The organism is Rhizobium sp. 01T437, assembly GCF_056398505.1.
Window position 1 is genome coordinate 105,927 of record NZ_JBFTPM010000001.1, and the last position, 25,420, is coordinate 131,346.

Consider the following 25,420-nt stretch of genomic DNA (forward strand, 5'->3'; position numbering starts at 1 on the left):
GCTAGGCCCCTCTCGGTGTGCCCTGATGAAAAAGCATCTGCCAGCGCTGCCCGTCATGCTTCCAGATCGAGCTGCGCAACACATGCCGTTCGGCGCCATCAGGTTGCCTGCGCCACGTGCGGTAGGTCAGCAACACCGCATGGCTGGAGATCGGTGTGAGCGCATAGTCGGCCGAGTGAAGCTCGCCACCATCAGCGCTGTCTTCCTCGCGAAGCAACAACTCGATCATGACATCGCGGCGATAGGCTCTTCCGGAGGCGCCGAATTCGGTAAAGCCATCGGCTAGGAGCGCTTCCAGTGCTTGCCTGGAGCGGCGTATGTCGGGGCGGTGCAGGGCCTCTTCGAGCGCGCGGATGTCTTCAAGGGTAGTCTCTGCGGCGTGCATCATTTCGCGTGCCTTTCCAGGATTGGCAACCAGCCTAGAGAGCCAGTGTGACCGGGGCAACGTGTTGCCGGCAAGCGGCAATTCCGGCCTGGCAGTCACGACAGAATCCTGGTGTCGTGATCGAAGATTTTCCAAGAAACAGTCAGCCGATTTGATTAATCACGAGCCGGATATTCAAGTATAGAGAGAATATCATTGCAATGACTATGCTAATATGCTTAATTCAGGTTGTACTTGAGGGGCGAGATATCAAGGCGGCGACTGCTACCGACATAGAAGCCAGTACACCTTTCCGCATCTTTTGAGATCCGAGACCATCGTCACGGCACTTTGTTGCGGCCGTTGTCCAAATTCCACGTTTTAGGCCCGGCGAGCGACTGTTCGCCGGCTGCAGAGATCTGCATCCAGCCGCTGCCACTCAATCTCATCGCTGCCGACGTGCATACGGAAACCTAGATTTTCGCCATCGCATTCCAGCTTTGTAACCGAGGGAGGCCCGAAATGGCCCAGAGCAAGCATGGTTCACCCGTGAGGGGCATGGACAACGTCGCGCAATCGAGCGTTCGAGACCAAAGGTTCGGGCGCATGTTCCGCAACCTGCCGTCCGCCGCCTATACCGAGGACGCGCTCGTCGATCTCGCAAAGACGATGTTTCAGGGGGAGTTCGCTGAGAAGATCGAGAAGCACGAGCCTGTCGATGTTGCGCTCGACGAGAAAGAGCCGGAAGACGAGAATCCAACCATTCCGGCCGGCTTTACTTATTTCGGCCAGCTTCTCGATCACGACATCACCTTCGATCCGGCCTCGTCGCTCGATCGCTTCAACGATCCCAATGCGCTGCAGGATTTTCGCACGCCGCGCCTGGATCTTGATTCCGTCTATGGATCGGGGCCGGCCGACCAGCCGTTCCTCTATGATGCGGACGAACTTCATCTGCTGCTCGGTGACGACAAGGATTTCGATCAGGCGCGCAAGAAGCGTCCCGACCTGCCGCGAAATACGGCAAAGATCCGCCGCGCGCTGCTCGGTGACAAGCGCAACGACGAGAATGTCATCGTCTCGCAGCTCCACACCACCTTTCTAAGATTTCACAACAAGGTGGTCGATACGCTCGACAGCCGCGATTTCGAGCTCTGTCAGCAGACCGTGCGCTGGCACTACCAGTGGATCGTGCTGCATGATTTCCTGCCGCGCATCATCGGCCAGGATACCTATCGGCGCGTCATCGTCGGCAAGGGCGAAAAGCCCAATATCCGCTTCTACAATCCGCAGGGCCGCTATGCCTTCATCCCGGTGGAATTCTCGGTTGCCGCCTATCGCTACGGCCATTCCATGGTGCGGCCGAGCTACGCGCTGAACAGGATCGTCAAGGCGCCCAATCCCGTGCAGCAGCCGTTCAACGGCAAGCAGGCGACGTTCAACCGCATCCCGATCTTCTCGCTGATGGACGTGGCGCAGCATCCCCAAGCGAATTTGAACGGCTTTCGTGAATTGCCCGGCTTCTGGGCGATCGACTGGTCCTTCTTCTTCGACGGTGTTGCGCCTGATGGACCGCCGCCTCCTGGCGCCGTGCTGCCGCAACCTTCCTACAAGATCGACACACTTCTCGTCGATCCGCTGACCAGCCTGCCGGATCATCAGCAGGAGCCGGTCAAGATCCGCAGGGCGCTTGCAGCGCTCAATCTCCTGCGCGGTTGGCGGCTCGGGCTCCCATCGGGTCAGGCGGTGGCGCACCATATGGAAATGGAGGCACTGACGGATAAGCAATTGTTCGACAGCGAGGATGCTGACGTGAAGGAGGCGCGCGGCAAGGTGCTGAAACACCATCCCGGCATCTTCGAGAACAATGCGCCGCTATGGTTCTATATCCTGCGCGAGGCGGAAATCGCCGCAGACAGCCAGCATCTCGGCCCGGTCGGCGGCACGATCATTGCCGAGGTCATCGCCGGCCTCATCCGCGAGGATCGCCATTCCTTCCTGGCGCAATGGCCGAAATGGCGGCCGACGCTGCCGGGCAAGGAAAAGGGGAATTTTACAATGGCCGATCTGATCAATTTTACCAACGGATAGGCTCGTGGGTGGCCTCGATCGTGGCGGCGTACGACCTCGATAGGGGTGCAGTAAACGCAGCTTCCTCATTCCTGTGCCCTTGTGCGCGAGGGCATAGAGATGAGGGGAGGAAGGAGACGCGGCCGCCCGGAAGGCGAGGTTTGCGACGCCGGATATGTTTCTGGGATTCCTTTCGGTTCCCAGATACCTCTCTAACGAGAGCAAACGCCTTCGGTCTCCCATTCTCCACACGTAAAGCTTTCATTCACCGTTTTTAATTAAATTTGAATCGAGGTTTTCCGATCACAGGCCGCATGCGGAAGCGATAAGTATGGCGTTTCTTTCCCTTCTCCGGCGTACCGCCCTGCCAATTCTGCTTTCCACGGCGTTGACGACCTGTTCGATCAGCGATGGGCTGGTGCCGCCTGAAAATGTCGATAGCAGCACGCGCGTCAGCTCCATTTCGCCCGCGCGGGGCGGGGCCGTTCGCATGGCGCCTGTCCAGAGCCAGCAACCCTATCCCGTCGCCAGCTCGCCTGTGGGCAATACGCAGGGGCAGATCGACTATCTCGATACGCCGAACCTTGCCGGATCGGGCCATCAGATGCGTGCGCCGGCGCAGCAACCGGCGCCCATGGCCGCACCGCAGCAGGGGCAGCGACGCTTGCCCATGATCGACAGCGACGAGGCGCTCGCCCAACAGAGCCAGCAGCGAGAGGCATCCAATGGCAACTGGGGCGGCGTGAAGCCGCTCGCCATTCCCCAGGGCGGCGTCAACATGGATGAGGAGCTCGGCGCCGGGCCGGGCAATCAGCCGGTCGTCGGCCTGGCGCAAGAGCAACAGCAGCAGATCGCCGAAGGCAACGCCACCGAACCTGTCGTCGACGGTATCGGCACGGAGAATCCCAGACAGTTGAACCAACGCACCATGCCGCAGCCGGTCGCGGCCAGCCAGATGAGCCGTCAGCCGGTGCGCGCTGCCGGCGGTGGCGCCCGGACCTGGAGCGACGGCAGCCCGGTTCTCGCGCCGACGCGCGTGCCCGAGGAAGACGAGCCCGAGCAGGTCGCCATGCTGCGGCCCAACAATCCCATGATGAGCGAGCCGGCAGCCCCCATCGATCCCGGCGCCATGCCTGCTTCAGAGCTCTCCTGCCGGCGCGAGTTGAAGCGCATGGGGGTGATCTTCGAGGATCGCCCGCCGATCTCCAACGGGCCGGCCTGCCAGGTGCCTTACCCGGTTTCGCTCCAAGGCCTCTCCGGCAATATCGGCGTCAAGCCGGCGGTGATCCTGAATTGCCAGGTCACGCTCGCCTTCGCCAAATGGGTGAAGAACGAGCTCGCGCCGTCTGCGCGCTTCCGTTACTGGACCGGCATCAGGACCATCGAGCCGCTCGGCGGCTACTCCTGCCGGCGCATGAACAACAGCCGCCAGAGATACAATCCGATTTCGGAACATGCGAAGGGCAACGCCATCGATGTCGGCAAGTTCGTGCTGAAGGACGGCCATGAGATCGACGTGCGCAAGAAGGGCCTGTTCTCCTTCCGCGAAGGGCGCCTGCTGAAGGCCGTGCGCACCGACAGCTGCAATTATTTCACGACGGTGCTCGGCCCGGGCTACAATCCCGAACACTGGAACCATTTCCACTTCGATCTCATGTCGCGCAGGGGCGGAAGAGCCGTCTGCAAATAGGTAGAGATTACCTAAGATCTGCGTCGCCTTGATCATGCCGACGATGGCGGCGTTGAATCAATCTATCTCTTCGACCGGTATCCAGTATTCGAGATGCGCCCGGCCGCCGGCTTCCCGATGTCTTATGGCATCTTCGTCGTGGCGGTCGTCTCCGGCACCCGCGACATCGAGACTGGTTGGACTGATATAAGCCCTTCGAAGTTGAAGCGCTCTCGCAAGCCCCTTGCAGACGGCGGCGCGGGCGGTCAGATTGCCGGCATAGCTAAAGTGATATTCCCGAAGTTGCGCTCTCATGACCGGACTTTTCCTCCTGCTCATCGGCTTTCCGGGCACCGGAAAGCTCACCATCGCCAAGCGGCTGAGCCCGCTCATTTCGGCAAGGATCATTGACAACCACTGGGTCAACAATCCGGTGCTCGGCGTTCTCGATCATGATCTGACGCAGCCGCTGCCGGAGGCGATCTGGGAGCAGACGGGCAGGGTGCGGCAGGCGGTGCTGGATACGATCGTCGCTTTCAGCGCTCCGTCAGCCAATTTCATCTTCACCCATGCCGGCATTCAGGGCGATGAGCGTAGCCAGCGAACCTTCCGGCAGATTGCCGATGCTGCCGATGAGCGGGGATCGTTGCTGGTGCCGGTGCAATTGCTTTGCCAGGCGGAGGAGCTGGCGCGACGGGTTGCCATACCAGAGCGGCGTGAGCGGCTGAAATCGGTCAATGCCGAAGCCTCGCGGGAGCGCAGCCGGACGCTGCAGGTGCTTGATCCCGAGCATGCGAATACGCTCAATCTCGATGTTACCTCGCTCTCAGCAGAGGAGAGTACGGATGCCATTCATCGGCACGTGCAGGATCTCCTGAGTCGGATGCGCGGCTGAAAGCGCGGAGCCCGAGGCTTCGGCAAGTGCTCACCGGAAGGCCCGGCTGGAAACCTGGATCGAGTTCTGACACGGGTCCTTTGCATTGGCGTAGACATAGCCGTCCGCCTTGTGGATCGGCCCGAATGTCAGGCCGTTGCCGACGCATTCGGCACAGAAGGATTCGACGTTCTCGACATCGAAGACCAGCTTGACAATGGACTGGCCCCGGCGCTGCCCCTTGGCAGCCTGATGCAGCATGATATTGGCGCCGCCATCCTGCGCGACCAGCTCGACGATGCGGTCGCCGGGCAGCCGCATGGGCTTGAAGCCGAAATGTGTCTCGTAGAATGCGGCGGTTTCCTCGACATCGCCGGCGTAAATCACCAATCGGTTCAGTGGCAAGACAGCCTCCAGTGACGTCATGTTCGATGCGCCTGCACCGGCACTCGCGCCGGAGTTTGCCATGGGTCGTCCTGCCGGAACAGACTGCTTTTGCCTGCTCTGACGCAGGCCGGCCAGATATTTGCGCCGGAAACCATTGCCGCGGTGTGCAGGTAGGGTCACTCAGCCTGATGGTTTCGACCTTCCCATCCGTCGCCGAGCCCGAATTGTGAGCAATTGACTTGCTCCCGCGAAAGATTAAGCTTTGAGACGTAGCAACCACCATCGGCGCGCGAATGTGAGCGGAGGGTGTGAGTGGCTGGGCGACCTTGAGGAGGATGAGGTTTGCCGTGGATTACCGTCTTGTTCTGCTGATCGCTGCATCCGTGTTTGCCCTTTCCCCTGGTAAGTCAGGGGCGCAGGAGGGCGATGCCAATGCGGGTGCCATTGTTTTCAAGAAATGCGCGACCTGTCATATCGTCGATTCCGATACGAACAAGGTCGGTCCGTCGCTGAACGGGGTGCTCGGCAGGAAGGCCGGGACGCATCCCGATTTCGCCTATTCGGCTTCGATGAAGGCGGCCGGCGATGGCGGGCTCGTCTGGGACGAGGCAACGCTGCGCGATTACCTGCACAATCCGAGAGTGAAGGTGAAGGGCACGAAAATGGCCTTCGTCGGCCTGAAGGATGATCAGGAAATCACCGATCTCATCGCCTATCTCAAGCAATATTCCAAATGACGGGCAAGATTCCAGATGACGGCAATACTCCTGATGGAGGGTCGCGGACTATGTGGCCCCTGCCTAAATCGCCGTAATTGCCGATATTTTCTATCTGTGCGATAATAAATACGGACTTTTGCGGAATACGGTTTCACGGTCGACTGCTCAGGGAGGAGCGGAAATGGCTGTCGTGCTGATCCTCGTCCTGATCGTCGTCGGCTCCGTGCTGTTTCATGTGCTGAGCCCGTGGTGGTGGACGCCGATCGCGTCCAACTGGAGCTATATAGACAGCACGCTCGTCATCACCTTCTGGATCACCGGCGTCGTCTTCGTGGCGGTGATTTCCTTCATGGCCTATTGCGTGTTCCGCTTCCGGCACAAGCCGGGCAACCGGGCGCATTACGAGCCCGAGAACCGCAGGCTGGAAGTTTTGCTCGCCTCGGGAACGGCGGTCGGCGTCGCCGCCATGCTGGCGCCCGGCCTCATCGTGTGGAAACAGTTCATCACGGTGCCCGCCGATGCCGCATCGGTGGAGGTCGTCAGCCAGCAATGGCTGTGGAGCTTCCGCCTGCCGGGCGCTGACGGAAAGCTCGGCCGTGCCGAGACGCGCGACGTCACCGCCGAAAATCCGCTCGGCCTCGACAAGAACGACGCAAGCGGCCTCGACGACGTCATCATCGAGGGCGGCGAGCTGCACCTGCCGATCGGCAAGCCGGTGCACATATTGCTGCGCTCCGTTGACGTGCTCCACGATTTCTACGTGCCGGAATTCCGCGCCAAGATGGACATGATCCCCGGCATGGTCACCTATTTCTGGCTGACGCCGACACGGACGGGAACCTTCGAGATTCTCTGTGCCGAGCTCTGCGGCGTCGGCCATCCGCAAATGCGAGGGACCGTCGTGGTCGACAACGCCGCAGACTATCAGACCTGGCTCGATCAGCAGCAGACATTCACCCAGCTTACGGCATCATCGGGAGAGCCGCCGCCGGCAAACTAAACCGGCGCAGAGGGTCGGAGGCCGCCGGCCGGTAACCGGCGGAAGACGGCCGGAGGCCGCATCGGGAAGGAAAGGGAAGAGAGATCATGGTCGAGATTCCATCCGGCAGCATCCCCTCCGCCGAAGTCGAGGATGTCGAGCTTTATCATCCGCACAGCTGGTGGACCAAATATGTGTTCAGCCAGGATGCGAAGATCATCGCCGTGCAATATTCGATCACCGCCATCTCGATCGGCCTGGTGGCGCTGGTGCTCTCCTGGCTGATGCGAATTCAGCTGGCCTTTCCCGGCGCTCTCTCCTTCATCGATGCTGACCATTATTACCAGTTCATCACCATGCACGGCATGATCATGGTGATCTATCTCCTGACCGCGCTCTTCCTCGGCGGTTTCGGCAACTATCTCATTCCGCTGATGGTCGGCGCGCGCGACATGGTCTTCCCCTACGCGAACATGCTGAGCTACTGGATCTATCTGCTTGCGGTGCTGATCCTGGTCGCGGGCTTTTTCGCCCCCGGCGGCCCGACAGGGGCCGGCTGGACGCTTTATCCGCCGCAATCGGTTCTGTCAGGCACGCCGGGCGGCAAGGACTGGGGCATCCTCCTGATGCTCATCTCGCTGATCGTCTTCATCATCGGCTTCACCATGGGCGGCCTGAACTATGTGGTGACGGTGCTGCAGGGACGGGCGCGCGGCATGACGCTGATGCGGATGCCGCTCACCGTCTGGGGCATCTTCACTGCGACCGTGATGGCGCTGCTCGCCTTTCCCGCGCTCTTCGTCGCCTGCGTCATGATGCTGTTCGACCGCGTGCTCGGCACCAGCTTCTTCATGCCCGCCATCGTCGAGATGGGCACGCAGCTCCAGCATGGCGGCGGCAGCCCGATCCTCTTCCAGCACCTGTTCTGGTTCTTCGGCCATCCTGAGGTCTATATCGTGGCGCTGCCGGCCTTCGGCATCGTTTCGGACCTGATCAGCACGCATGCGCGCAAGAACATCTTCGGCTACCGCATGATGGTGTGGGCGATCGTCATCATCGGCGCGCTGAGTTTCGTCGTCTGGGCGCACCATATGTATGTCAGCGGCATGAACCCGGCCTTCGGCTTCTTCTTCGCGACCACGACGCTGATCATCGCTGTGCCCACGGCGATCAAGGTCTACAACTGGGTGCTGACGCTATGGCGCGGCGACATCCACCTGACGCTGCCGATGCTCTTTGCGCTCGCCTTCATCGTCACCTTCGTCAATGGCGGGCTCACCGGTCTCTTCCTCGGCAACGTCGTCGTCGACGTGCCGCTGTCGGATACGATGTTCGTCGTCGCGCATTTCCACATGGTCATGGGGGTCGCGCCGATCCTCGTCATCTTCGGGGCGATCTATCACTGGTATCCGAAGGTGACGGGACGCATGCTGAACGAGACGCTCGGCCAGATCCACTTCTGGATCACGTTCCTCGGCACCTATGCCATCTTCTTTCCGATGCATTATCTCGGCCTGCTCGGGGTGCCGCGCCGGTATTTCGAGATGGGAGAGACGGCCTTCGTTCCGCCTTCGGCCCATACGCTGAATATCTTCATCACCGTCATGGCGCTGATCGTCGGGGCCGGGCAGATGGTCTTCCTGTTCAATCTGGCCTGGAGCCTTTTCCGGGGCAGGGAGGCCGGCGGCAATCCATGGCGGGCAACGACGCTCGAATGGCAGACACCGCAGACGCCGCCCGCGCATGGCAACTGGGGCAAGGATCTGCCGGTCGTCTACCGCTGGGCCTATGACTATAGCGTGCCGGGTGCGGCCGAGGATTTCATCCCGCAGAATGTGCCGGCAAGCGATGGCGTCACCCGCGAGGTTCCCGCATGAACGTCATCCTGCTTTTTCTCGCCGCCATCGCCGCCATCATCATCTGGTGGCTGGCCGGGCAGCGGCTAACCTCGAAGCCGTGGCTCGAAACCGGCTCGGTGCAACTGCCGGATCGTCATGGCGTCGACCGGCCGCCGGTGCCGGCGGTGAAGATCGGCCTCTTCGTATTTCTCGGCGTCGTCGGCGCGATCTTCAGCCTTGCCGTCAGCGCCTATTTCATGCGCATGGCCTCTGCCGACTGGTGGGGGATGCCGGTTCCCCGCCTGCTCTGGGTGAACACTGCAGCACTCGCCTTGAGCAGTGCCGCGCTGCAATGGGCCAAACGTGAAGCGCGGAATGGCCGCATGGAAAGCCTGCGGCCGGCGCTTGTGACAGGGCTTGCGCTTGCGGTCTTCTTTCTCGTCGGGCAGATCCAGGCATGGCGGGAGCTTACGGCAGCCGGCTATGTGCTTGCCGACAATCCCGCCAACAGCTTCTTCTACATGCTCACCGGCCTGCACGGCCTGCATATTCTGGGCGGGCTTGCCGTGCTCGCGCACACGACGGTCAGGGCATTTTCAGCCGACGTTCAGCCGGAGAGGCTGCGGCTCAGCGTCGATCTCTCGGCCATCTATTCGCATTTCATGCTCGCCGTCTGGCTCCTGCTCTTCGCACTTTTTGCCGGCTGGGCGAATGATTTCGTCGATCTCTGCCGCACATTACTGAACTAGGAGATTTGCAGATGGCACATCCTGTCCAGACACATGGCGAGCCCGGCCTCAGGCCGGCGGGTCTTCGTGGTGTCGCGGCCGATTTCAGCTCGGATCAGCGCGCCTTCAAGACCGCCTCCTGGGGCAAGGCGATGATGTGGATCTTTCTGCTGAGCGACACCTTCGTTTTCGGCTGTTTCCTGATCGCCTACATGACCGCCCGCATGTCGACGCCGGTCCCCTGGCCCAATCCGAGCGAGGTCTTTGCGCTGCATATCGGCGGCCAGGACGTGCCGCTGATCCTGATCGCGATCATGACCTTCGTGCTGATCTCGAGCAGCGGCACCATGGCGATGGCGGTCAATTTCGGCTATCGCCGCGAACGCGGCAGGACGGCGGCGCTGATGCTGCTGACCGCACTTCTCGGCGCATGTTTCGTCGGCATGCAGGCCTTCGAATGGACGAAGCTGATCACCGAAGGCGTGCGCCCCTGGGAAAACCCATGGGGGGYAGCCCAGTTCGGATCGACCTTCTTCATGATCACCGGCTTTCACGGCACGCATGTCGCCATCGGCGTCATCTTCCTCCTGATTATTGCCCGCAAGGTCTGGCGTGGCGATTTCGATGTGGAACGGCGCGGCTTCTTCACAAGCCGGAAGGGCCGCTACGAGGCCGTCGAAATCATGGGCCTCTACTGGCACTTCGTCGACCTGGTCTGGGTCTTCATCTTCGCGTTCTTTTACCTGTGGTGAGGTCGTCATGAGCGAGACAACGGCGCATGCGCAAACCCAAACGATGCATGCACAAGCACATACCGGACAGCAGCATCCGATCCGGCTCTATCTCCTCGTTTGGGGCCTGCTCTTCGTGCTCAGCGCCGGTTCCTACATGGTCGATTATCTCGGCATCCAGGGCTATCTGAGGTGGACGCTGATCCTGCTGTTCATGATGCTGAAGGCTGGGCTCATCGTCGCCGTCTTCATGCACATGGCCTGGGAACGGCTGGCGCTGGTCTACGCCATCCTGCTGCCGCCGCTGCTGGTGCTGGTTTTCGTGGCACTCATGGTATCGGAAGCGGACTATACGATCTTCACCCGGCTCGCCTTTTTTGGCGCCGGGCCGTAGAAGACGCGGGTCCGAACTGCCGTCCTGACAGCAATGGTGAAATGCATTTGTTTTCCCTTAAAGGCGACTGCAGGGTCGCTTGCAGGCCCTGAACCGGGGCATAAAGACAGGCTCCCAGGAAAATTTTTGCGTCCTGTATTTTGTGTGGAACTCTCTGCCTCTCTGTGCGTTTGGCAGCATCTTTATGGAGCGATCAGGAGGAGATCATGCAACCGAAGATCGGAGCGGATGGGCCTGCGGACCGCTGGATTGGTGCTGTGGAGCTAGCGATCGTGCAGAAGGCTTTCGACAAGCTTTGCGCGGAGCGCGGCTGGTCACGCGACTGCGCAGAGGCGCGCGAACTCGCTCGTATAACAATCGACCTTTACCGGCAGGGTGCTGACAGCGAATACAAGCTGCACACCATGCTGTCAGGCTCCGATTTCAAGACACCGGCCCTGTGAGGGGCGGGCCTATGAGCAATGTCGTAACATTCCCGCGCCGGAACCTGCGACCGCATCGGCCATCCTATGTCGGCTCGGCAAGGCAGGTGGAGGGAAGGATCGCCATTCTGGAGACGATCGCGAAGATCACCGTTCGCGACAGCGCCTTCACGCCCTATGAACAGGCTGCCCTGCTGGCGAAGCTGAGGACCGCTATCCGAGCGGAATGCGTTGCGCACAAGCTGTCGCCGGAAGAACAGTTCGAAACGATGCGCTATGCCGAGCGGCTTCTCGACGAGATCCTCGAAAGCGTCAACGACTGAAGCAAGTGCCTTCACGTCTTCTTGTTCCGCCGCACCCTTCCAGGCACCATGCCGCAGTTGCAGAGCGCCATCTGCTCATGCCAACATTCGATCATGCTGATCCGACCTGCCAGAGCGGAAGACCGCAGCGCCATCTGGACGATCCTGGAACCTGTCATCCGGGCGGGTGAAACCTATACGCTCGACCGCGACATGAGCGAGGCCGATGCGCTCGGCTACTGGCTCGGTTCCGACAAGGAAACATTCGTCGCCGATGACGGCGGCAGTATTATCGGCACCTATTATATCAAGGCCAATCAGGCAGGCGGCGGCAATCATGTCTGTAATTGCGGCTATATGACCGCGCCGGAGGCCGCTGGCCAGGGTGTGGCGCGCATCATGCACCAGCACTCGCTTGCCCATGCGCGCCAGCGCGGCTTCCGGGCCATGCAGTTCAATTTCGTCGTCAGTTCCAACGAGCGGGCAGTGCGGCTGTGGCAGTCGCTCGATTTTCAGGTGGTCGGCCGGCTTCCGGGTGCGTTTCGCCATCCCACACTTGGGTTCGTCGACGCGCTTGTCATGTACAGGGATCTTTGAGGGCGGGAGCCCTTTTTTACAGCGACGACATCAAAATCGTGGAAGCGTCTGCCTGCCGCGCCGCGACGCATTGCGCCCAATGATCGCGGCGATCACTACGAAGAGCACTGCCGTGCCGAGGTTCCAGCCGAGCACCATGACGGTCGCGTCCAGCGGATGAAACATCGAGAGCGCCGAGGAGGTGATGCCCGAGACGGCGAGGCTGCCGATGAGAGCAACTGAGACTGGCCGCAGGAAGGCGACGTAGCGCAGCATGATCAGCATCAGTAGCGAGAGCGGTATGCTGGTGACGATAAGCGTCACCAGGCAGCTCGTGGCGGCCTCGACGGTGACGGCGGCCGGCGGCAGCGCCACCCAGCCGGCAAAGCACTGATAGCCGATATTGGCCATCCAGATGATGAGCGTGGGAAGCGGAAACAGCATCCACAGACGGGATTTGTCGGGTAGGCTCATCATGAATGTGGCGATTGCCGCGAGAATGCCGGTTGCAAGCGAAGACAGCATGCCCGTCAGGAACACGGGATCGGCCATGCGTTCGGCAAATTGCGGGCGCAGGCCGTGGATCATCGTCAGGATGCCCATCAGCGCGAAGGCGAGCGCCAGCCAGAGGGCGGCGCGCAGGAGCGGCGGCCGCAGCCGCCTGACGGGTTTAACATTGTCCGCGAGAGACCGGATGAGATCGGCGGTCTCCATCACAGCTCACCATGATCGAGAAGGATCTTGCGAAGGCTTTTCAGCGCCCTGTGGGTGGCTACCTTCAGCGACGTGACGGACATCCCGCTCTCCCTGGCAGCCTCCTTCAGCGACATTTCCTTCAGTTTCAGCATGTTGATCGCCTGCTGTTGCGCCGGCGGCAGGTCGCTGATCGCGCCCTCGAGATGAATCCGGTTGGCAGCTTCCTCGATATCGCTACCGGTTGCAACCGCGTCATGTTCGCTCGACAGCGGAAATTCATGGGCGCGCTGGCGTCCCTGCCGGCGCAGCCGGTCGAAGGCGCGCCGGTTTGCAATGCCGACGAGCCAGGGGCCGAAGGGCCGGGTCGGGTCGTAGGTTTCGCGGATCGAATGAATGGTCAGCAAGATATCCTGAACCGTATCCTCCACGTCTCTCGGGTCGCGGTGATAGCGCACGGCCAGCGAGCGCAGATAGGGCGTGATCTCCTGCAGCAGGCGCATATAGGCGGCGGCATCGCCACCCTGGGCGCGGGCCATGAGGATCGTCCAATCGAGTTCGCGATGGCGTGCGCTCCTGATGTCGGAGCCAGCCGGCCGGGAGGAGACGAGTTTCAGTCGGTCGCCGCGCTCCTCGCTCATGCGGGCGCGCTCCTTTTCCGCGGGCGGGCAATCAGCCGTGACATGAGATGGTCGAGCGACAGCGAGCCGGGGCCGAGCGCCATGACGGCGAGCGCAAGGGCAGCCCAATAGAGGTGAAAATTCACCCAGCCGTCGGGAAAGACCAGTTGGATGACGCCGGTCATGATCAGCAGCGCAAGGCCGACAAGGCGCGTGGCAAAGCCCGCCAGCAGCAGGACCGGCAGCACGATCTCCGCACAGCCGACGAGGAAGGCGACCGTATCGGGGACGGGGAAACCGTAGAGATTGCCGAATATATGCAGCTTGAACTGCTCTTCGAACAGGAATTGCGTGCCGATCGAGAGCTGCAGGAAGCCGTCCCAGCGCGTGAACCCCGAGCGCAGGAAGGGCAGCGCAAGCGCGACACGCACGACCGGTGAGGCGACGGCGAGGCCGATCAGGCTGATGATCTTGAGAAGCCGCAGATAAAGTGTGGCAAGCGTAAAGCGGCTGTCCGTCATTTGCTGCTGCTCCCGGATGCGATTGCGAAAGCGATGAAGGCGCGCGCCGTCATGAGGCCGGAAAGGCAGGCAGGCAGGTCGAAACGGGGACTGTCTTCCAGCGCGTGTTTCATCGCGTCGATCATCGTCCGTCCCTTGCCGAGTGCGATGATGAAGGCGGCCGCGCCCGGCGGCAGCGCGCGCGCTTCGACATCTGCGCCGGGGCGCAGCAGCAATATGTCTTCGCCGCCGGCGGATATATCCACTTCGACCGGCTGCCCGTCCGCAACGTTCATCTGCCAGATCGTCAGCGCCGGGAAGGGCGAGCGCACGATGCGCAGTGACGGATGCAGCTGCACCCGCAGATGCGGCTGGTCATCGGCCTTGATCGCGGTAAAGGCCCTGGCCTCAATCGGCTCTGCCTCGGCGGAATGATAGGCCTCCACCCAGGCCCGCTCGATGCGCGCCACGTCGGCGAGATAGGGAAGGTTTGCCGCCGGTTCGAAAGTCTCGATGAAATCGGCAAAGCCCCGGCCATAATCGAGCATGATCGGGGAAGTGGGCGGATCGAGCGCGACATAGATCCGCCCCATAACGTGGAAGAACTCGTCGCCGACGATGCGTGCCACGGCCGGAAACGCATCCTTCAACGTCGCCGCCAAGCCCGCGATGACGTTGTTGCGATAGACGTTGAAGCGCTTCAGGCTGGGCCGGCCATCCGGCCCGACCAGACCTTCGGGCAGGGGCCGCGCGGGGTCCAGAAGGGCTATGGCAAAATCATGCTGGCGTTTGGCGGTCGAAGGTGTCGCCGGCATCAGCCGATCCCCCATGTGACGACATTGCGCCAGAACCGGCGCAGACTATCGAGACCGCCGGCGGTCGAGCTCCAGAGCGTGGCGTCGCTGCCCATCGAGGCGGCAATTTCCTGCGAGCGATCCCAGGCATAGTAGATGGCAACTCTGTGGCCGGTCATCTGGGGCTCCTCATTCGGCGGCCGCGCGTGGATGGTGCAAGGCCGCCTCGCGCATCAGCCTTTCGGCGCGCGACGCCTCCTCGGCCAGAACAGGCCATTCCGGAAGATCGGCATCCCATTCGATCAGCGTCGCCACCGGTCCGATACGGGAGAGCGCATGGGCGTAGAGATCCCAGACGATGGCATCGACCGGGCGATCATGCGTGTCGATGAGCAGCGGCCGGTCTTCCTCGTCAGCTTCGCGCGCGTGGCCGGCCAGATGGATTTCGCGGACATGATCCAGCGGATAGGCATCGATATAGGCGACGGCGTCCCAGCGCTGGTTGGTGGAGGCGACGTAGACATTGTTGACATCGAGCAGCAGGCCGCAGCCGGTGCGCTGCACGATCTCGGCGATGAAGTCGATCTCCGACCAGGTGCTTTCGGCAAAGGCCAGATAGGTCGAGGGGTTTTCGAGCAGCATCTGCCGGCCGAGCGCCTGCTGCACCTCGTCTACGTGATCGGCGACGCGAGACAGCGTCTCGTCCGTGTATGGCAGCGGCAGGAGATCGTTGAAGAAACCGGCATCATGCGACGACCAGGCGAGATGTTCGGAAAAGAGGGCGGGCCGGTAGCGCTCGTTCAGCGCCTTCAGCCGGGAAAGATGCTGCCTGTCGAGCGGCCGGTCGGCGCCGATCGACAGGCCGACACCATGCAGCGACAGCGGATAATATTCGCGCACGGCGGCGAGATAACGATGCGGCGGGCCGCCTTCGCCCATGTAATTTTCCGCATGCACCTCGAAGAAGCCGATATCGGGCAGGGTCTCGATGATGTGGCTGTAATGCTCCGCCTTGAGGCCGACACCGGCGCGGGCCGGCATGTCTTGATCAGGTAGGGCAATGTCTGGATTTTGCATGGGGCACCTGGCATCGGTCGGGTGGGACCGGCCCGCGCAGGAGCGGGCCGGTCTTTTCGGGAGGCAAGTCTTCGGAGGATGTCGGTCCTCGGGGGCAGTCTTCCGGCGGGCGGTCATCCGGTTCTGCCCGGAGCAAGCCTCCCGGATCGGTGCCGGATCAGGCCTTGGGAGTGAGGCTGCCGGCGCCCTTCGGTGTGGACATGGTGGTGCAGGTGCCCTTCGGAACGAGCTTGAAGGCATTACCCTGGTAATCGACAGTGCTCGTGCCTGCGCAGGTCGTGCCGGCGCCGGCATAGCAATCGTTCTGGCCCTTCAGCGCCGTGCCGAAGCAGGGCTCGACCTTGCCAGATTTCACCTGGGCCGTGTGTTCCGCCTGGATCTTCTTCTGCGCGTCGGTGAATTCCTCCGCGCCGGCCGGCAGGGCCGTGAGGGCACCGATGGCGCTGGCGAAGGCTCCGACGACAAGCGTGGACAACATGCGATTGGACATTGATATTCTCCGGTTTTCGATGATGGCCAGAAGACTGTTCAGTCGCCTGGGGCGGTGCGATCCGCCTGTCTTGAAGTTCGCTGCAGCAGTCGAAAGGTTACCTGCTCCTGCTGCCTCTTTTGTTCGGCGCAGGTCGCTCACATCCTGCCTCTGCCGGGCGCGGGTTTGCGCGCAACGAGCGTTGCGGGATGGATGGAGGGCGGCTCGGCGAGCAGCGGCGGAACACTCCCAAAGATCGGCTTTGCCGCTTCGCCGCTCATATGCGCATTGCGGCTTTCGCGGTCGGTGAAGAGATCGATGAGGAAGATCAGGTCGGGATCGGCCTCGGAGCGCAGCACGAGCCAGGTCGTTGTGCCGGCCTCGCTTTCGACGTGCGGCAGCGCGGCCGCACTCAGGCGCGCGACATCCTCTCCGCTTCCGGTCCTGGCGCGGAACGGAATGACAGCGGCAAGTTCGTTCATCGCAAATTCCCCTCAATGGTCTGTCCGAGCCATTAAGGTGAAAAATCCGGGCCAGTATTGAAGGGTGTTGCGGTTCTTGGTACCGCCTTGCTACCGCCGGACGTTCAGTTCAGGTGGGAATCCCGTAGACCGGTATTTCGCCGCTGAGCCCCCGCAGGAAGGCCGTGGTGCCGTGCAGGCTGCGGCCGCGCGCGGCAAGCAGCGCACGCGCCTCCTCGTCCTCGACCACCGGTGTCGTTGCAAAGATCATGTCCGGGGTGGCGATCGTCTGCAGGCGCGAGGCGACATTGACCGTCTGGCCGAAATAATCCTGCCGTTCGTTCATCAGCACGGCAAGGCAGGGGCCGCTATGCAGGCCGACCTTCAGGAACAGGTCGTCGCGGCTGTCGCGCCGGTTGAGTTCATCGATCACCTTGCGGATGTCGAGCGCGGCCGCCACGCCCTGCGCCGGGCTCGGAAAGGTTGCCATGATCGCATCGCCGATCGTCTTGACCACCGCGCCGCCATGGGCGGAAACAACCTGATGCATGAGCTGGAAATGCGAACGCACCAGATCGAAGGCCGCAAGGTCGCCGATCCGCTCGTAGAGTTCGGTCGATCCCTTCAGGTCGGTGAACAGGAAGGTCAGGCTGGTGATCCTGAAGCGCTGATTGATATCGAGAACATTGGTGCGGTAGATATCCCGGAAGGTCTGGTGGGTGAGCAGCCGCTTGGCGGTCAGGACAGGCACGCGCCGCGTAAGGATCGCCTCCAGCGCCTCGCCGGCGATCCAGAGGATCGGTATTATCCTGCGGTTCGTCCGGTTTTCCAGATCGAGCGTCAGAGGGCCGGGCGCCACCCGCAGCGTTTCGCCGGCCTGATGTGCGTCATCGATCTCGATCGACAGGCGCTGGCCTTCGGCCGGTTCGCCGGTCACCTCCAGGAAGCGCGAGCTGTGCGTCACAGGATCGAAGAGGATCGCCACACCCTCGCTCATCTGAACCTGGCGGCCCATGCGCGCACCCGGCGCAATCTCGAACGCGTCGAGAACGACCTCGCCGACGATGGGCGCAAGATGCTCGGGCAGATCGCTGCCAGAGGACCAGAAAATCTGGCGCGTATAATCCCAGAGCGGCAGGCTGTCGGGATCGTGGGCGGCGATGTGGCGGATGCGCGGGTCGACCGTGAAGGTGATCTCCACGGTTTCGTCCAGCGTCGGTTCGCAATCGAGCGCACAGAAGGAACAATTATAGTGGTGCTGGTCGATGCCCTGCAGCGACTCCGCCTGATAGAGCACGCCGCCGCAGCTTTGGCAGACGATGTTCCAGGAGAGTTCGAAAAGGCCGAGCTGGGTGGCGTGCAGGAAGGCGGCGATGCTCTCCTGTTCGCCGAGCCCGTTGGCCCGCGCAAAGGCCAGCGGATTGACGCGGTTGAGGCCAAAATCCGGCGCGTCTTCGATCAGATGCGCCATCGCGACGGCAACGGTTTCGTCGACATGCTGGCGCACGGCCATGACGCGGTTGGCTATATCGGGCATCGCTCATCCCATCAGATAGGGCCCGAAAAACAGGGCCGAAAGGAGCAAGAATAGGGCGGCAACGGCAGGCAGGCGAGCCGTTTATTTTTTCGCCTTAAAGTAACCTTTTGCGCGCCGAAGCGAAACAGCTGATCGACCCGTGCAGGCGGCCGCTTGCTTCGAGCAAAGCCGAGCCCTAATTCGGCGGGCGCCGCCGCAGCCGACGTCCGTGTTCGCGCGCAAAAGCGGCGGGCGTGCCACCCGTCAGGCGGTGGAAACGCCGGGTGAAATGGCTCTGGTCCGAATAGCCGGTCGCAAGGGCCACTTCCGCCAGCGACGTATCGGTTTCGGCAATCAGCATCCGGGCGCGCTCGATCCGGCGCTGTTCGACGAAATTGATCGGGCTTGCGCCGGTGCTCTGCTTGAAAAGCCGGGCGAAATGAAAGCGGCTGACATTGACGAGGGCCGCCAGTTCCCCAAGCCCGATCATCCGGTCGAGATTGTCCTCGATATAGTTGGTGATGCGCTCGATCTCGGCCTTGCCGAGGCCGGGCAGCGTGCGGCGCTCCGCAATGCCAAAGGCGTTATAGGCCCTCAGGAGATGCGCAGCGAGGGCAGCGGAGACCTGGTCGACGATCAGCGCCTGGGCGGGATGGGCCTGCTGCTCCAGTTCGGCCAGCAGCACGAGCGCCATATGCTCGATCAGCCTGTCGCGGGTTTCGAATATATTCCTGATCTCGATGCTAGCCGCCGCGTGCGACCCAAGCTCTTCGCCGGCCGCCGCCACCAGCCGGGCCGGAACGCGAAGCCGCGCCGATGTTGGCGTGCGGCCCTCCCAGGTCGATACGCAGCCCGCCGGCATCAAAAGCGACATGCCGGCCGAAATCGTGCCCTCGTGGACGACCCCGTCGCGCCGCTGGATCAGCCGGGCGCGGCCGGAGGGGCAATAGGAAATCAGATGATGATCGAGGGCCGGATAGGTCTGCGAACAATCGAGCCGCGGCCGATAAAGATCGACCGTCACTCCGCTCCATCCCCGATCCCGCGTCGTCGCCAGCGGCCGTCGCGGCTTGATATCGACGATCTCCTCGATGGAGACGAGCTTTTGTCCTGACGGCGAAATTGGGTGCGGCTCGTTCATGACGGTTCGGCCAATCCAGGTTGTGCTGGAGTCAGGATAGAGGTTTTTGGCGGCGGGTTGAAGTGTTCCGGTGATTGAAATGAGGCTGCTGGCGGGCAGGGTACTGCACGCTGGAGACCTTGTTTCGTTGTATCGGTTTCGTCTGCCGGACAAAAAAGAAAGCCGGCACAGGGCCGGCTTAGACGAACGCGGCTGAACAGGGGATACTGGGCCGGTTCCTTGCATTTCGTGACTGACAATAAATTTCACTACAATGCCGAGGTCAGCAGAGAAGGCGTAACGAGATCGCCATGAGGGCGGCTCCGCAAAGGGGTGGGCGGCGGGCGGAGACCGGTGCTGTCCTCGGGTGTGTTTATGAGGGAGGAACATCACCGATTGATGACATCGCAAACCGGGCGGTGATTTTCTTTTCATAGGCCCGATCTGTCCTGTGGATGGACGTCCTAGCCTGACATTGGTGGCTGATAGCCGGATCGTGTGAATTCAGTGTTCAGGCCCGTGCGGATGTCAAAGCTTCACAAAGGGGCTATATAGCGGGCGAATTCGACCTGACATCCGCAAAGAGCCCCATGGCACCGATCATTTCCATCCAAAATCTCACCAAGACCTATGCAAATGGCTTCCAGGCGCTGAAGGGCATCAACCTCGAAATCGAACGCGGCGAAATCCTGGCGCTGCTCGGACCGAACGGGGCGGGCAAGACGACGCTGATCTCTATCATCTGCGGCATCGCCAATCCAAGCGGCGGCGCGGTCATCGTCGACGGGCATGATGTGGTCAAGGATTTCCGCGCCACGCGCACGCTGATCGGGCTGGTGCCGCAGGAGTTGACCACCGACCAGTTCGAGACGGTGTGGAATACGGTGAGCTTTTCGCGCGGGCTGCACGGCAAGAAGGCCAACCCCGCCCATATCGAAAAGGTGCTGCGCGACCTGTCGCTCTGGGACAAGAAGGACAATACGCTGCGCCAGCTCTCCGGCGGCATGAAGCGGCGCGTGCTGATCGCCAAGGCACTGTCGCACGAACCCTCGATCCTCTTCCTCGACGAGCCGACGGCGGGCGTGGACGTGACGCTGCGCAAGGACATGTGGCATGTCGTCGAGCGGCTGCGGGCCTCCGGTGTGACCATCATTCTGACGACGCACTACATCGAAGAAGCCGAAGAGATCGCCGACCGCGTCGGCGTCATCAATGGGGGCGAATTGCTGCTCGTTGAAGACAAGCAGGCGCTGATGGCCAAGCTCGGCCGTAAGCAGCTCATCCTCGAACTCAACGAACCGCTGGAGAAGCTTCCGGACTGCTTTACCGGCAACGGCCTGTCGGTCGAGGCCGAGGGCAACCGGCTGGTCTATGAATTCGATACGCGCAACGAGCACGAAAGCGTGGCATCGCTTCTGACGCGGCTTGGCGAAAACAACATCCATTTCCGGGATCTCTCGACGCGGCAGAGCTCGCTCGAAGATATCTTCGTATCGCTGGTAGGAGGCGCAAGATGAACTTCGAAGCGATCAAGTCGATCTATTACTTCGAGATGGCGCGCACCCGGCGCACGCTGCTGCAGAGCGTCATTTCGCCCGTCATTTCCACCTCGCTCTATTTCATCGTCTTCGGGGCGGCCGTGGGCTCGCGCATCCAGCAGGTGGAGGGCGTTTCCTACGGCGCCTTCATCACGCCCGGCCTCATCATGCTGACGCTGCTCGGCCAGTGCATCGGCAACGGCTCTTTCGGCATCTATTTCCCGAAATTCACCGGCACGATCTACGAGATCCTCTCGGCCCCCGTCGCCATGACGGAAATCCTGATCGGCTATGTGGGGGCGGCGGCCACCAAGGGGCTGCTCATCGGCGTCATCATCCTGGTGACGGCCAATATCTTCGTCGATGTCCGGATCGAGCATCCCTTCATGATGGTGCTGTTCTTCCTTTTGACCGCGATCAGCTTCAGCCTGTTCGGCTTCATGATCGGCATCTGGGCGACGAATTTCGAGCAGCTGAACCTCATCCCCATGCTCGTCGTTCCGCCGCTGACCTTCCTCGGCGGCAGCTTCTACTCGATCAACATGCTGCCGCCCTTCTGGCAGGCGGTCAGCCATTTCAATCCGGTGCTCTACCTCGTCAGTGGCTTCCGTTGGAGCTTCTACGGCATCGCCGATGTCAATCCGCTGGTCAGCCTCGGCATGATCTCGCTGTTTCTGGTGATTTGCCTGAGCACGCTCGGGTGGATCTTCAGGACGGGGTATCGGCTGCGCAACTGACGGGTGGCCGCAGCCACGGCAAAATCCGCTTAGGCGGCACAAGATCGTTCACATTTTGTTCGCGACTGCTAGTCTGGCCTCACTGTCATTTGTGGAGGAGAAGAGTCGTGGCGGAGCAACAGGCGAAGTTTGAGCGACTGAAGGCATTGCATCAACGGGGTGAAGCGTTCGTCATTCCGAACCCATGGGATGCCGGCTCGGCCCGGATTCTGGCGAGCCTTGGTTTCGAGGCCTTGGCGACGACCAGCGCCGGTTATGCCTTTTCCAAGGGCAAGCGGGATTCCTTTGCGGGCCTGACGCGCGGTGAGATCCTCGACAATGCCGGCGAGATCGTCGGGGCAACCGATCTTCCCGTATCGGCCGATCTCGAGGACGGGTTTGGTGCGGCGCCCGAGATCTGCGCCGAAACGATCCGGCTCGCCTCCGCGGTCGGGCTCGTCGGCGGATCGATCGAGGATGCCACCGGCGATCCGGCGAGGCCGATCTATGATCTCTCGCAGGCTGTCGAGCGCGTGCAGGCCGCGGCGGAGGCGGCGCGGAAACAGCCTTTCCTGCTGACGGCGAGGGCGGAGAATTTTCTCTGGGAGCGGCCGGATCTCGATGACACGATCAAGCGGCTGCGGGCTTTCTCGGCAGCCGGCGCCGATGTGCTCTATGCGCCCGGTCTGCCTGATATCGACGCCATCCGAACCGTCTGCGCCGCAGTCGACAAGCCCGTCAATGTGGTGATGGGCCTGAAGGGGCCGCGCTATAGCGTTGCCGAACTCTCGGCGGCAGGCGTGCGCCGGGTGAGTGTCGGCGGGTCCTTTGCGCGCGCGGCACTTGGTGCATTGCTGCGGGCGGCCGAGGAGGTGAAATCATCGGGCACTTTCACCTACGCCGCCGATGCGATCCCGGCGGCCACACTCAGCCAGCTCATGTCGCAAGAGAAACGGCGCGACCGGCAGTAAGGCCGGAAGCCGGTGGGAGCGGGTTCGATGCATCCCGCGCCTCGCTTCTCACTTCCCCACCGGCTGCGGCTCCGGAAATGTCCAGCTTCCGTCGAGGATCGGCTGGCGCGGGCGGTAGAGGCGGACGGTGTAATTCCAGCCCTTCATTACGGGCAAGCAATTGGCGATCTTGCCGTCGCAGCCGCCGAACTGCACCTTGACTGCGCCGTCGGCATCCTTGTCCGCGGTGATATTGTTCAGCGTATAGGCATTGAGTTTGTTCTTCTCGTAATAGCCATCGGCGTTGTAGACGCTGACCGACCAGAAGCCGTCGACGGGAACATCCTTGACGGAGAGCCGGTAGACCGTCTTGCCATCGTTCTTCGGCGGCGTCTCGTTCAGGTAGATCGCGTCCTTCTCGGGATTTCCGCCCCAGCCGACGGCGCTGCCGATCAGGTGGCGGATCGGGTCGACCTGATCTTTCGCCCCGAAGGCGCCCTTGAAATCCGGAATGGTCGTGCCCAGCACGATCAGTGCGTCACGGATCTTCTTCTGGCTCGCCTTGTCCCAGTCCGGCACCTCGAACTTTCCCGCATTTGCCTGGCTGATGGTGAGAGCATTCTGGAGATTATGGACCTGCTTGATATCATCGGGGTCGTTGGGATCGACGAGCGTCCTGATGCCGACGAGGATGTAGCGCGTGCCGACCGTTTGCCGATCATAGGTATAGCTGCCGGCGTCATATTTGATGTCGCCGACCACGTAATGGTCTTCGTTGATGACCTCCATCGACCGGAAGCGTTTGCCGGCGTCCGGCAGCGTGATGGTGACCGGCCCGGCATCGAGGTCGATGATGGCGGAGGAATAGAGCGTGTCGCGGTTGGCCCGGATCACGGACTGATGATCGATGTCCATCGGCTCGCGATGATGGTTGAAGGTGCCAGTCTTGCCGCCGCTGTCCTTCACTGCGTTGCCGAAATAGAGATCGGATTCGGCGCGGGCGAAATTGTCGACGGTGACCGGCTTGGCCGTCTGCGCCCCGGCCTGTGATGCGAGCGCGAGTGCAAGAGTGATGATGGCGGCGTGACTTGCAATGCGCCCGATGCAGGCGACAGGCGCGAAAGTGGATCGTCTCATGGCTCTTCCCCGTTTCGATGAGCTTGGGAAAGATGGGCTGAACGCCGAGCCTGCGGAAGTACGTTACCGTAAACCCCGCCGTAAATGACTGGAGGAGGACCGCGTCCGACACCCCAATTTTAGGGGTCACTATTTTCGATCTGATGTTGCGCTCTATTCTCCATGCAAGGAGAAGGGGACAATGAGCGGACCATGCATTTATCCAGGCATTTATCTGAATTGAATGAGGAAACCCCGGCAAAGACAGGCCGCCGCGAGATCGACCAGTGCGGCGCTATTTGTTGCCGCGTCGAGAGAGGCGGAAGGCTGAGCGTGCTGCTCATCACCAGCCGCGATACCGGACGATGGGTGATCCCGAAGGGCACTCTCGGAAGAAAGGAAAGGCCCTATCGATGCGCCCAGCGCGAGGCTTTCGAAGAGGCTGGTATCATCGGCAGGGTCAGGAAGAAGCCGCTCGGCTTTTACACCTATCTGAAGGATCACGAGACGCCGCTGACGGTTTCTGTTCATCTGCTGCGGCTGGAGAGCGAGGCCGCGCATTTTCGCGAATATGCCGAGAGGCAGAAGATCTGGATTTCTCCGGCGGAAGCAGCGCTACTCGTCGAGGAGCCGGAATTGCAGGCGCTCTTCCAGGCGATCGATGCGGATAATCCCCTGACATCGCAGGACCGGCTGAAACCACGGCGGATTGCCGGACGGCGGCCGGTGCATGAGGCGGCGGTGTCGCTCGCCACCTCGCCGGCATCGCACTGACGGCCGTCAGTTGCGCGGAATGCACTTTGAAATCACGAAGGCCCGGTATACGGGCCTTCGCGTTACAGGCTATAGGGGACTGCCGGTCGCCAGGGGTCCCCAGGAGAGCTCGCGATCCGCGACGGTCGCAAGATCGATCACCACTTCGATACCGGTCCTGATACGCCGCCGCAGGATGTCGGCGGGATCCGAGTTCGTCCGGAGCAGACCTTTCTCATGCAGCGTCTGGAGCCGCGTGCGCGAAAGCTCCAGTTCGGACGCCAGCAGACGGTCGAGTCGTGTACCCGCAGGTAATGGCACCGCCAATTCGATCTCCAGCCGCGTCCAGCCGGCGGCCTCGCGCAGCACCTCCTTGGCGATCTCGAATTCAGGGAATTCGTCGACGCGCTGCGACTTGCGTTTCAGTGCGTCGAGGTTGAAGCTTTCGGCGCGGATCCATTTGACATCGTTGGACTGGAGTGCGTCGAGCGTTGCCGGATCGATCTCGCGGACATTCCTGCGCTCGAAGAGCGGCCGGTTCCAGGTCTTGTCGCAGACCAAACATTTATAGATCAGCCAGGCATCCAGCTTGCGGCCATTGGCGTTCAACCGGATCTTGTCGCTCGATTGAAAGGCTCTCAATCCGCCGCATCCGCCACAGGCAATCCAAGGCTGGGGGGCGGTTTTCGGGGTAATGGTCCATCGGACCCGAAGTGCACAGCACATAGTATCTTGGTCTTCCGTTCGGAAGTCCACCAAGATGGCGCGTGAGAAAACCCATGAGGGCGCGGCGTGGCGATGCTTTCGGGTGGGTGAAGAGCAGAGACAGCGGAGCTGCACTGGCGTTCGGAACAATGCCAAACCGGTCTCTTGCCGCCACCCGATGAACGTGTTCAACCGCCGATAGCCCGCGGCTATCCGGCGATAGGGGTGAAACTGGATTGAGACCGGTACTTACTTAGGCAAAGTCTACCTCGATGCGCCTACGCTCTTCGCGGATACGGATAGCAAATGATCGGCGCAAAGGGGAGAGCAACGCCGCGG

31 protein-coding genes are annotated in these 25,420 nt (G+C 61.6%); 16 read left to right on the forward strand and 15 right to left on the reverse strand.

Translation table 11 applies throughout. From position 1 onward, the window contains the following. Position 1: 1 nt before the first annotated feature. The gene (locus AC1DM5_RS00530; protein ID WP_477822169.1) at positions 2–484 is read right to left on the reverse strand and encodes a nuclear transport factor 2 family protein; all 483 of its coding nucleotides are present in this window, start codon (positions 482–484) and stop codon (positions 2–4) included. A 402-nt stretch (positions 485–886) separates the two neighbouring features. Here AC1DM5_RS00530 and AC1DM5_RS00535 point away from each other — a divergent pair, with 402 nt between their 5' ends. Together AC1DM5_RS00535 and AC1DM5_RS00540 are read left to right on the forward strand one after the other, a co-directional pair. Then, positions 887–2,455, forward strand: coding sequence for a peroxidase family protein (locus AC1DM5_RS00535; protein WP_477974441.1), 1,569 nt, complete (start codon positions 887–889; stop codon positions 2,453–2,455). A gap of 310 nt (positions 2,456–2,765) precedes the next feature. Next, the gene (locus AC1DM5_RS00540) at positions 2,766–4,124 is read left to right on the forward strand and encodes an extensin-like domain-containing protein (protein WP_477822167.1); all 1,359 of its coding nucleotides are present in this window, start codon (positions 2,766–2,768) and stop codon (positions 4,122–4,124) included. 57 nt (positions 4,125–4,181) lie between these two features. On the opposite strand, the gene AC1DM5_RS00545 is transcribed toward AC1DM5_RS00540, so the two are convergent. Beyond that, complete coding sequence (locus AC1DM5_RS00545; RefSeq protein ID WP_477822166.1) at positions 4,182–4,418, reverse strand: hypothetical protein; 237 nt, start codon at positions 4,416–4,418, stop codon at positions 4,182–4,184. Between AC1DM5_RS00545 and AC1DM5_RS00550 the strand changes: the two genes are divergently transcribed. Further along, the gene (locus AC1DM5_RS00550) at positions 4,417–4,998 is read left to right on the forward strand and encodes a DEAD/DEAH box helicase family protein (RefSeq protein ID WP_477822165.1); all 582 of its coding nucleotides are present in this window, start codon (positions 4,417–4,419) and stop codon (positions 4,996–4,998) included. The genes AC1DM5_RS00545 and AC1DM5_RS00550 overlap by 2 nt on opposite strands. 30 nt (positions 4,999–5,028) lie before the next feature. Here AC1DM5_RS00550 and AC1DM5_RS00555 read toward each other — a convergent pair whose 3' ends face one another. Next, positions 5,029–5,382 (reverse strand): VOC family protein, encoded by a 354-nt coding sequence (locus AC1DM5_RS00555; protein WP_477822220.1) that lies wholly within the window; start codon positions 5,380–5,382, stop codon positions 5,029–5,031. 329 nt (positions 5,383–5,711) lie between these two features. Here AC1DM5_RS00555 and AC1DM5_RS00560 point away from each other — a divergent pair, with 329 nt between their 5' ends. From AC1DM5_RS00560 to AC1DM5_RS00600, 9 genes are all read left to right on the forward strand, one after another. Then, positions 5,712–6,101, forward strand: coding sequence for a c-type cytochrome (locus AC1DM5_RS00560; protein WP_477822164.1), 390 nt, complete (start codon positions 5,712–5,714; stop codon positions 6,099–6,101). 163 nt (positions 6,102–6,264) lie between these two features. Continuing rightward, a complete protein-coding gene (locus AC1DM5_RS00565; protein ID WP_477974443.1) occupies positions 6,265–7,083 on the forward strand; it encodes a cytochrome c oxidase subunit II in 819 nt (272 codons plus the stop codon). An 86-nt stretch (positions 7,084–7,169) separates the two neighbouring features. After that, complete coding sequence (gene ctaD, locus AC1DM5_RS00570) at positions 7,170–8,939, forward strand: cytochrome c oxidase subunit I (RefSeq protein WP_477822162.1); 1,770 nt, start codon at positions 7,170–7,172, stop codon at positions 8,937–8,939. After that, a complete protein-coding gene (locus tag AC1DM5_RS00575) occupies positions 8,936–9,649 on the forward strand; it encodes a cytochrome c oxidase subunit 3 (RefSeq protein WP_477822161.1) in 714 nt (237 codons plus the stop codon). Before ctaD ends, AC1DM5_RS00575 begins: the two co-directional genes overlap by 4 nt. An 11-nt stretch (positions 9,650–9,660) precedes the next feature. Next, positions 9,661–10,380 carry a heme-copper oxidase subunit III family protein gene (locus tag AC1DM5_RS00580; RefSeq protein WP_477974445.1) on the forward strand — a complete coding sequence of 240 codons (720 nt, stop codon included), beginning with the start codon at positions 9,661–9,663 and terminating at the stop codon, positions 10,378–10,380. Positions 10,381–10,387: 7 nt separating this feature from the next. Beyond that, complete coding sequence (locus tag AC1DM5_RS00585) at positions 10,388–10,753, forward strand: cytochrome C oxidase subunit IV family protein (RefSeq protein ID WP_007816440.1); 366 nt, start codon at positions 10,388–10,390, stop codon at positions 10,751–10,753. A gap of 206 nt (positions 10,754–10,959) precedes the next feature. Then, a complete protein-coding gene (locus AC1DM5_RS00590) occupies positions 10,960–11,196 on the forward strand; it encodes a hypothetical protein (RefSeq protein ID WP_477822159.1) in 237 nt (78 codons plus the stop codon). A gap of 11 nt (positions 11,197–11,207) precedes the next feature. Then, entirely contained in the window at positions 11,208–11,498 is a 291-nt protein-coding gene (locus AC1DM5_RS00595) for a hypothetical protein (protein ID WP_477822158.1), read from the forward strand. Between the two features lie 93 nt (positions 11,499–11,591). Beyond that, complete coding sequence (locus tag AC1DM5_RS00600; RefSeq protein ID WP_477822157.1) at positions 11,592–12,074, forward strand: N-acetyltransferase family protein; 483 nt, start codon at positions 11,592–11,594, stop codon at positions 12,072–12,074. A gap of 30 nt (positions 12,075–12,104) precedes the next feature. On the opposite strand, the gene AC1DM5_RS00605 is transcribed toward AC1DM5_RS00600, so the two are convergent. From AC1DM5_RS00605 to AC1DM5_RS00650, 10 genes are all read right to left on the reverse strand, one after another. Continuing rightward, the gene (locus AC1DM5_RS00605) at positions 12,105–12,767 is read right to left on the reverse strand and encodes an NrsF family protein (protein ID WP_477822156.1); all 663 of its coding nucleotides are present in this window, start codon (positions 12,765–12,767) and stop codon (positions 12,105–12,107) included. Further along, positions 12,767–13,387 (reverse strand): sigma-70 family RNA polymerase sigma factor, encoded by a 621-nt coding sequence (locus AC1DM5_RS00610; RefSeq protein WP_477822155.1) that lies wholly within the window; start codon positions 13,385–13,387, stop codon positions 12,767–12,769. The genes AC1DM5_RS00605 and AC1DM5_RS00610 overlap by 1 nt, the downstream gene beginning before the upstream one ends. After that, complete coding sequence (locus AC1DM5_RS00615; protein ID WP_477822154.1) at positions 13,384–13,887, reverse strand: DoxX family protein; 504 nt, start codon at positions 13,885–13,887, stop codon at positions 13,384–13,386. The genes AC1DM5_RS00610 and AC1DM5_RS00615 overlap by 4 nt, the downstream gene beginning before the upstream one ends. After that, positions 13,884–14,681, reverse strand: coding sequence for an HvfC/BufC N-terminal domain-containing protein (locus AC1DM5_RS00620; RefSeq protein ID WP_477822153.1), 798 nt, complete (start codon positions 14,679–14,681; stop codon positions 13,884–13,886). The genes AC1DM5_RS00615 and AC1DM5_RS00620 overlap by 4 nt, the downstream gene beginning before the upstream one ends. Continuing rightward, complete coding sequence (locus tag AC1DM5_RS00625; RefSeq protein WP_477822152.1) at positions 14,681–14,839, reverse strand: hypothetical protein; 159 nt, start codon at positions 14,837–14,839, stop codon at positions 14,681–14,683. Before AC1DM5_RS00625 ends, AC1DM5_RS00620 begins: the two co-directional genes overlap by 1 nt. Positions 14,840–14,849: 10 nt before the next feature. Continuing rightward, the gene (bufB, locus tag AC1DM5_RS00630) at positions 14,850–15,737 is read right to left on the reverse strand and encodes an MNIO family bufferin maturase (RefSeq protein WP_477822151.1); all 888 of its coding nucleotides are present in this window, start codon (positions 15,735–15,737) and stop codon (positions 14,850–14,852) included. 157 nt (positions 15,738–15,894) lie between these two features. Continuing rightward, positions 15,895–16,227, reverse strand: a complete 333-nt coding sequence (locus tag AC1DM5_RS00635; RefSeq protein ID WP_113321559.1) for a BufA1 family periplasmic bufferin-type metallophore — start codon at positions 16,225–16,227, stop codon at positions 15,895–15,897. Between the two features lie 137 nt (positions 16,228–16,364). Further along, a complete protein-coding gene (locus tag AC1DM5_RS00640) occupies positions 16,365–16,688 on the reverse strand; it encodes a putative quinol monooxygenase (RefSeq protein WP_477822150.1) in 324 nt (107 codons plus the stop codon). 109 nt (positions 16,689–16,797) lie between these two features. Further along, a complete protein-coding gene (locus AC1DM5_RS00645; RefSeq protein WP_477822149.1) occupies positions 16,798–18,204 on the reverse strand; it encodes a DUF5939 domain-containing protein in 1,407 nt (468 codons plus the stop codon). A gap of 175 nt (positions 18,205–18,379) precedes the next feature. Beyond that, positions 18,380–19,324 (reverse strand): helix-turn-helix domain-containing protein, encoded by a 945-nt coding sequence (locus AC1DM5_RS00650; protein ID WP_477822148.1) that lies wholly within the window; start codon positions 19,322–19,324, stop codon positions 18,380–18,382. 569 nt (positions 19,325–19,893) lie between these two features. Between AC1DM5_RS00650 and AC1DM5_RS00655 the strand changes: the two genes are divergently transcribed. From AC1DM5_RS00655 to AC1DM5_RS00665, 3 genes are all read left to right on the forward strand, one after another. Further along, complete coding sequence (locus tag AC1DM5_RS00655) at positions 19,894–20,820, forward strand: ABC transporter ATP-binding protein (RefSeq protein WP_477822147.1); 927 nt, start codon at positions 19,894–19,896, stop codon at positions 20,818–20,820. Then, entirely contained in the window at positions 20,817–21,578 is a 762-nt protein-coding gene (locus tag AC1DM5_RS00660; RefSeq protein ID WP_477822146.1) for an ABC transporter permease, read from the forward strand. Before AC1DM5_RS00655 ends, AC1DM5_RS00660 begins: the two co-directional genes overlap by 4 nt. A gap of 107 nt (positions 21,579–21,685) precedes the next feature. Further along, positions 21,686–22,528 (forward strand): isocitrate lyase/PEP mutase family protein, encoded by an 843-nt coding sequence (locus AC1DM5_RS00665; protein WP_477974447.1) that lies wholly within the window; start codon positions 21,686–21,688, stop codon positions 22,526–22,528. Positions 22,529–22,576: 48 nt separating this feature from the next. On the opposite strand, the gene AC1DM5_RS00670 is transcribed toward AC1DM5_RS00665, so the two are convergent. Beyond that, on the reverse strand, positions 22,577–23,644 hold the full coding sequence (locus tag AC1DM5_RS00670) for a DUF1254 domain-containing protein (RefSeq protein ID WP_477821236.1): 1,068 nt from the start codon (positions 23,642–23,644) through the stop codon (positions 22,577–22,579). A gap of 192 nt (positions 23,645–23,836) precedes the next feature. On the opposite strand from AC1DM5_RS00670, the gene AC1DM5_RS00675 reads away from it, so the two are divergent. Next, the gene (locus tag AC1DM5_RS00675) at positions 23,837–24,397 is read left to right on the forward strand and encodes an NUDIX hydrolase (protein ID WP_477821237.1); all 561 of its coding nucleotides are present in this window, start codon (positions 23,837–23,839) and stop codon (positions 24,395–24,397) included. Positions 24,398–24,466: 69 nt separating this feature from the next. Here AC1DM5_RS00675 and AC1DM5_RS00680 read toward each other — a convergent pair whose 3' ends face one another. Beyond that, positions 24,467–25,102: a DUF1062 domain-containing protein gene (locus AC1DM5_RS00680; protein WP_477821238.1), complete on the reverse strand. Its 636-nt coding sequence runs from the start codon at positions 25,100–25,102 to the stop codon at positions 24,467–24,469. Between the last annotated feature and the right edge of the window lie 318 nt (positions 25,103–25,420).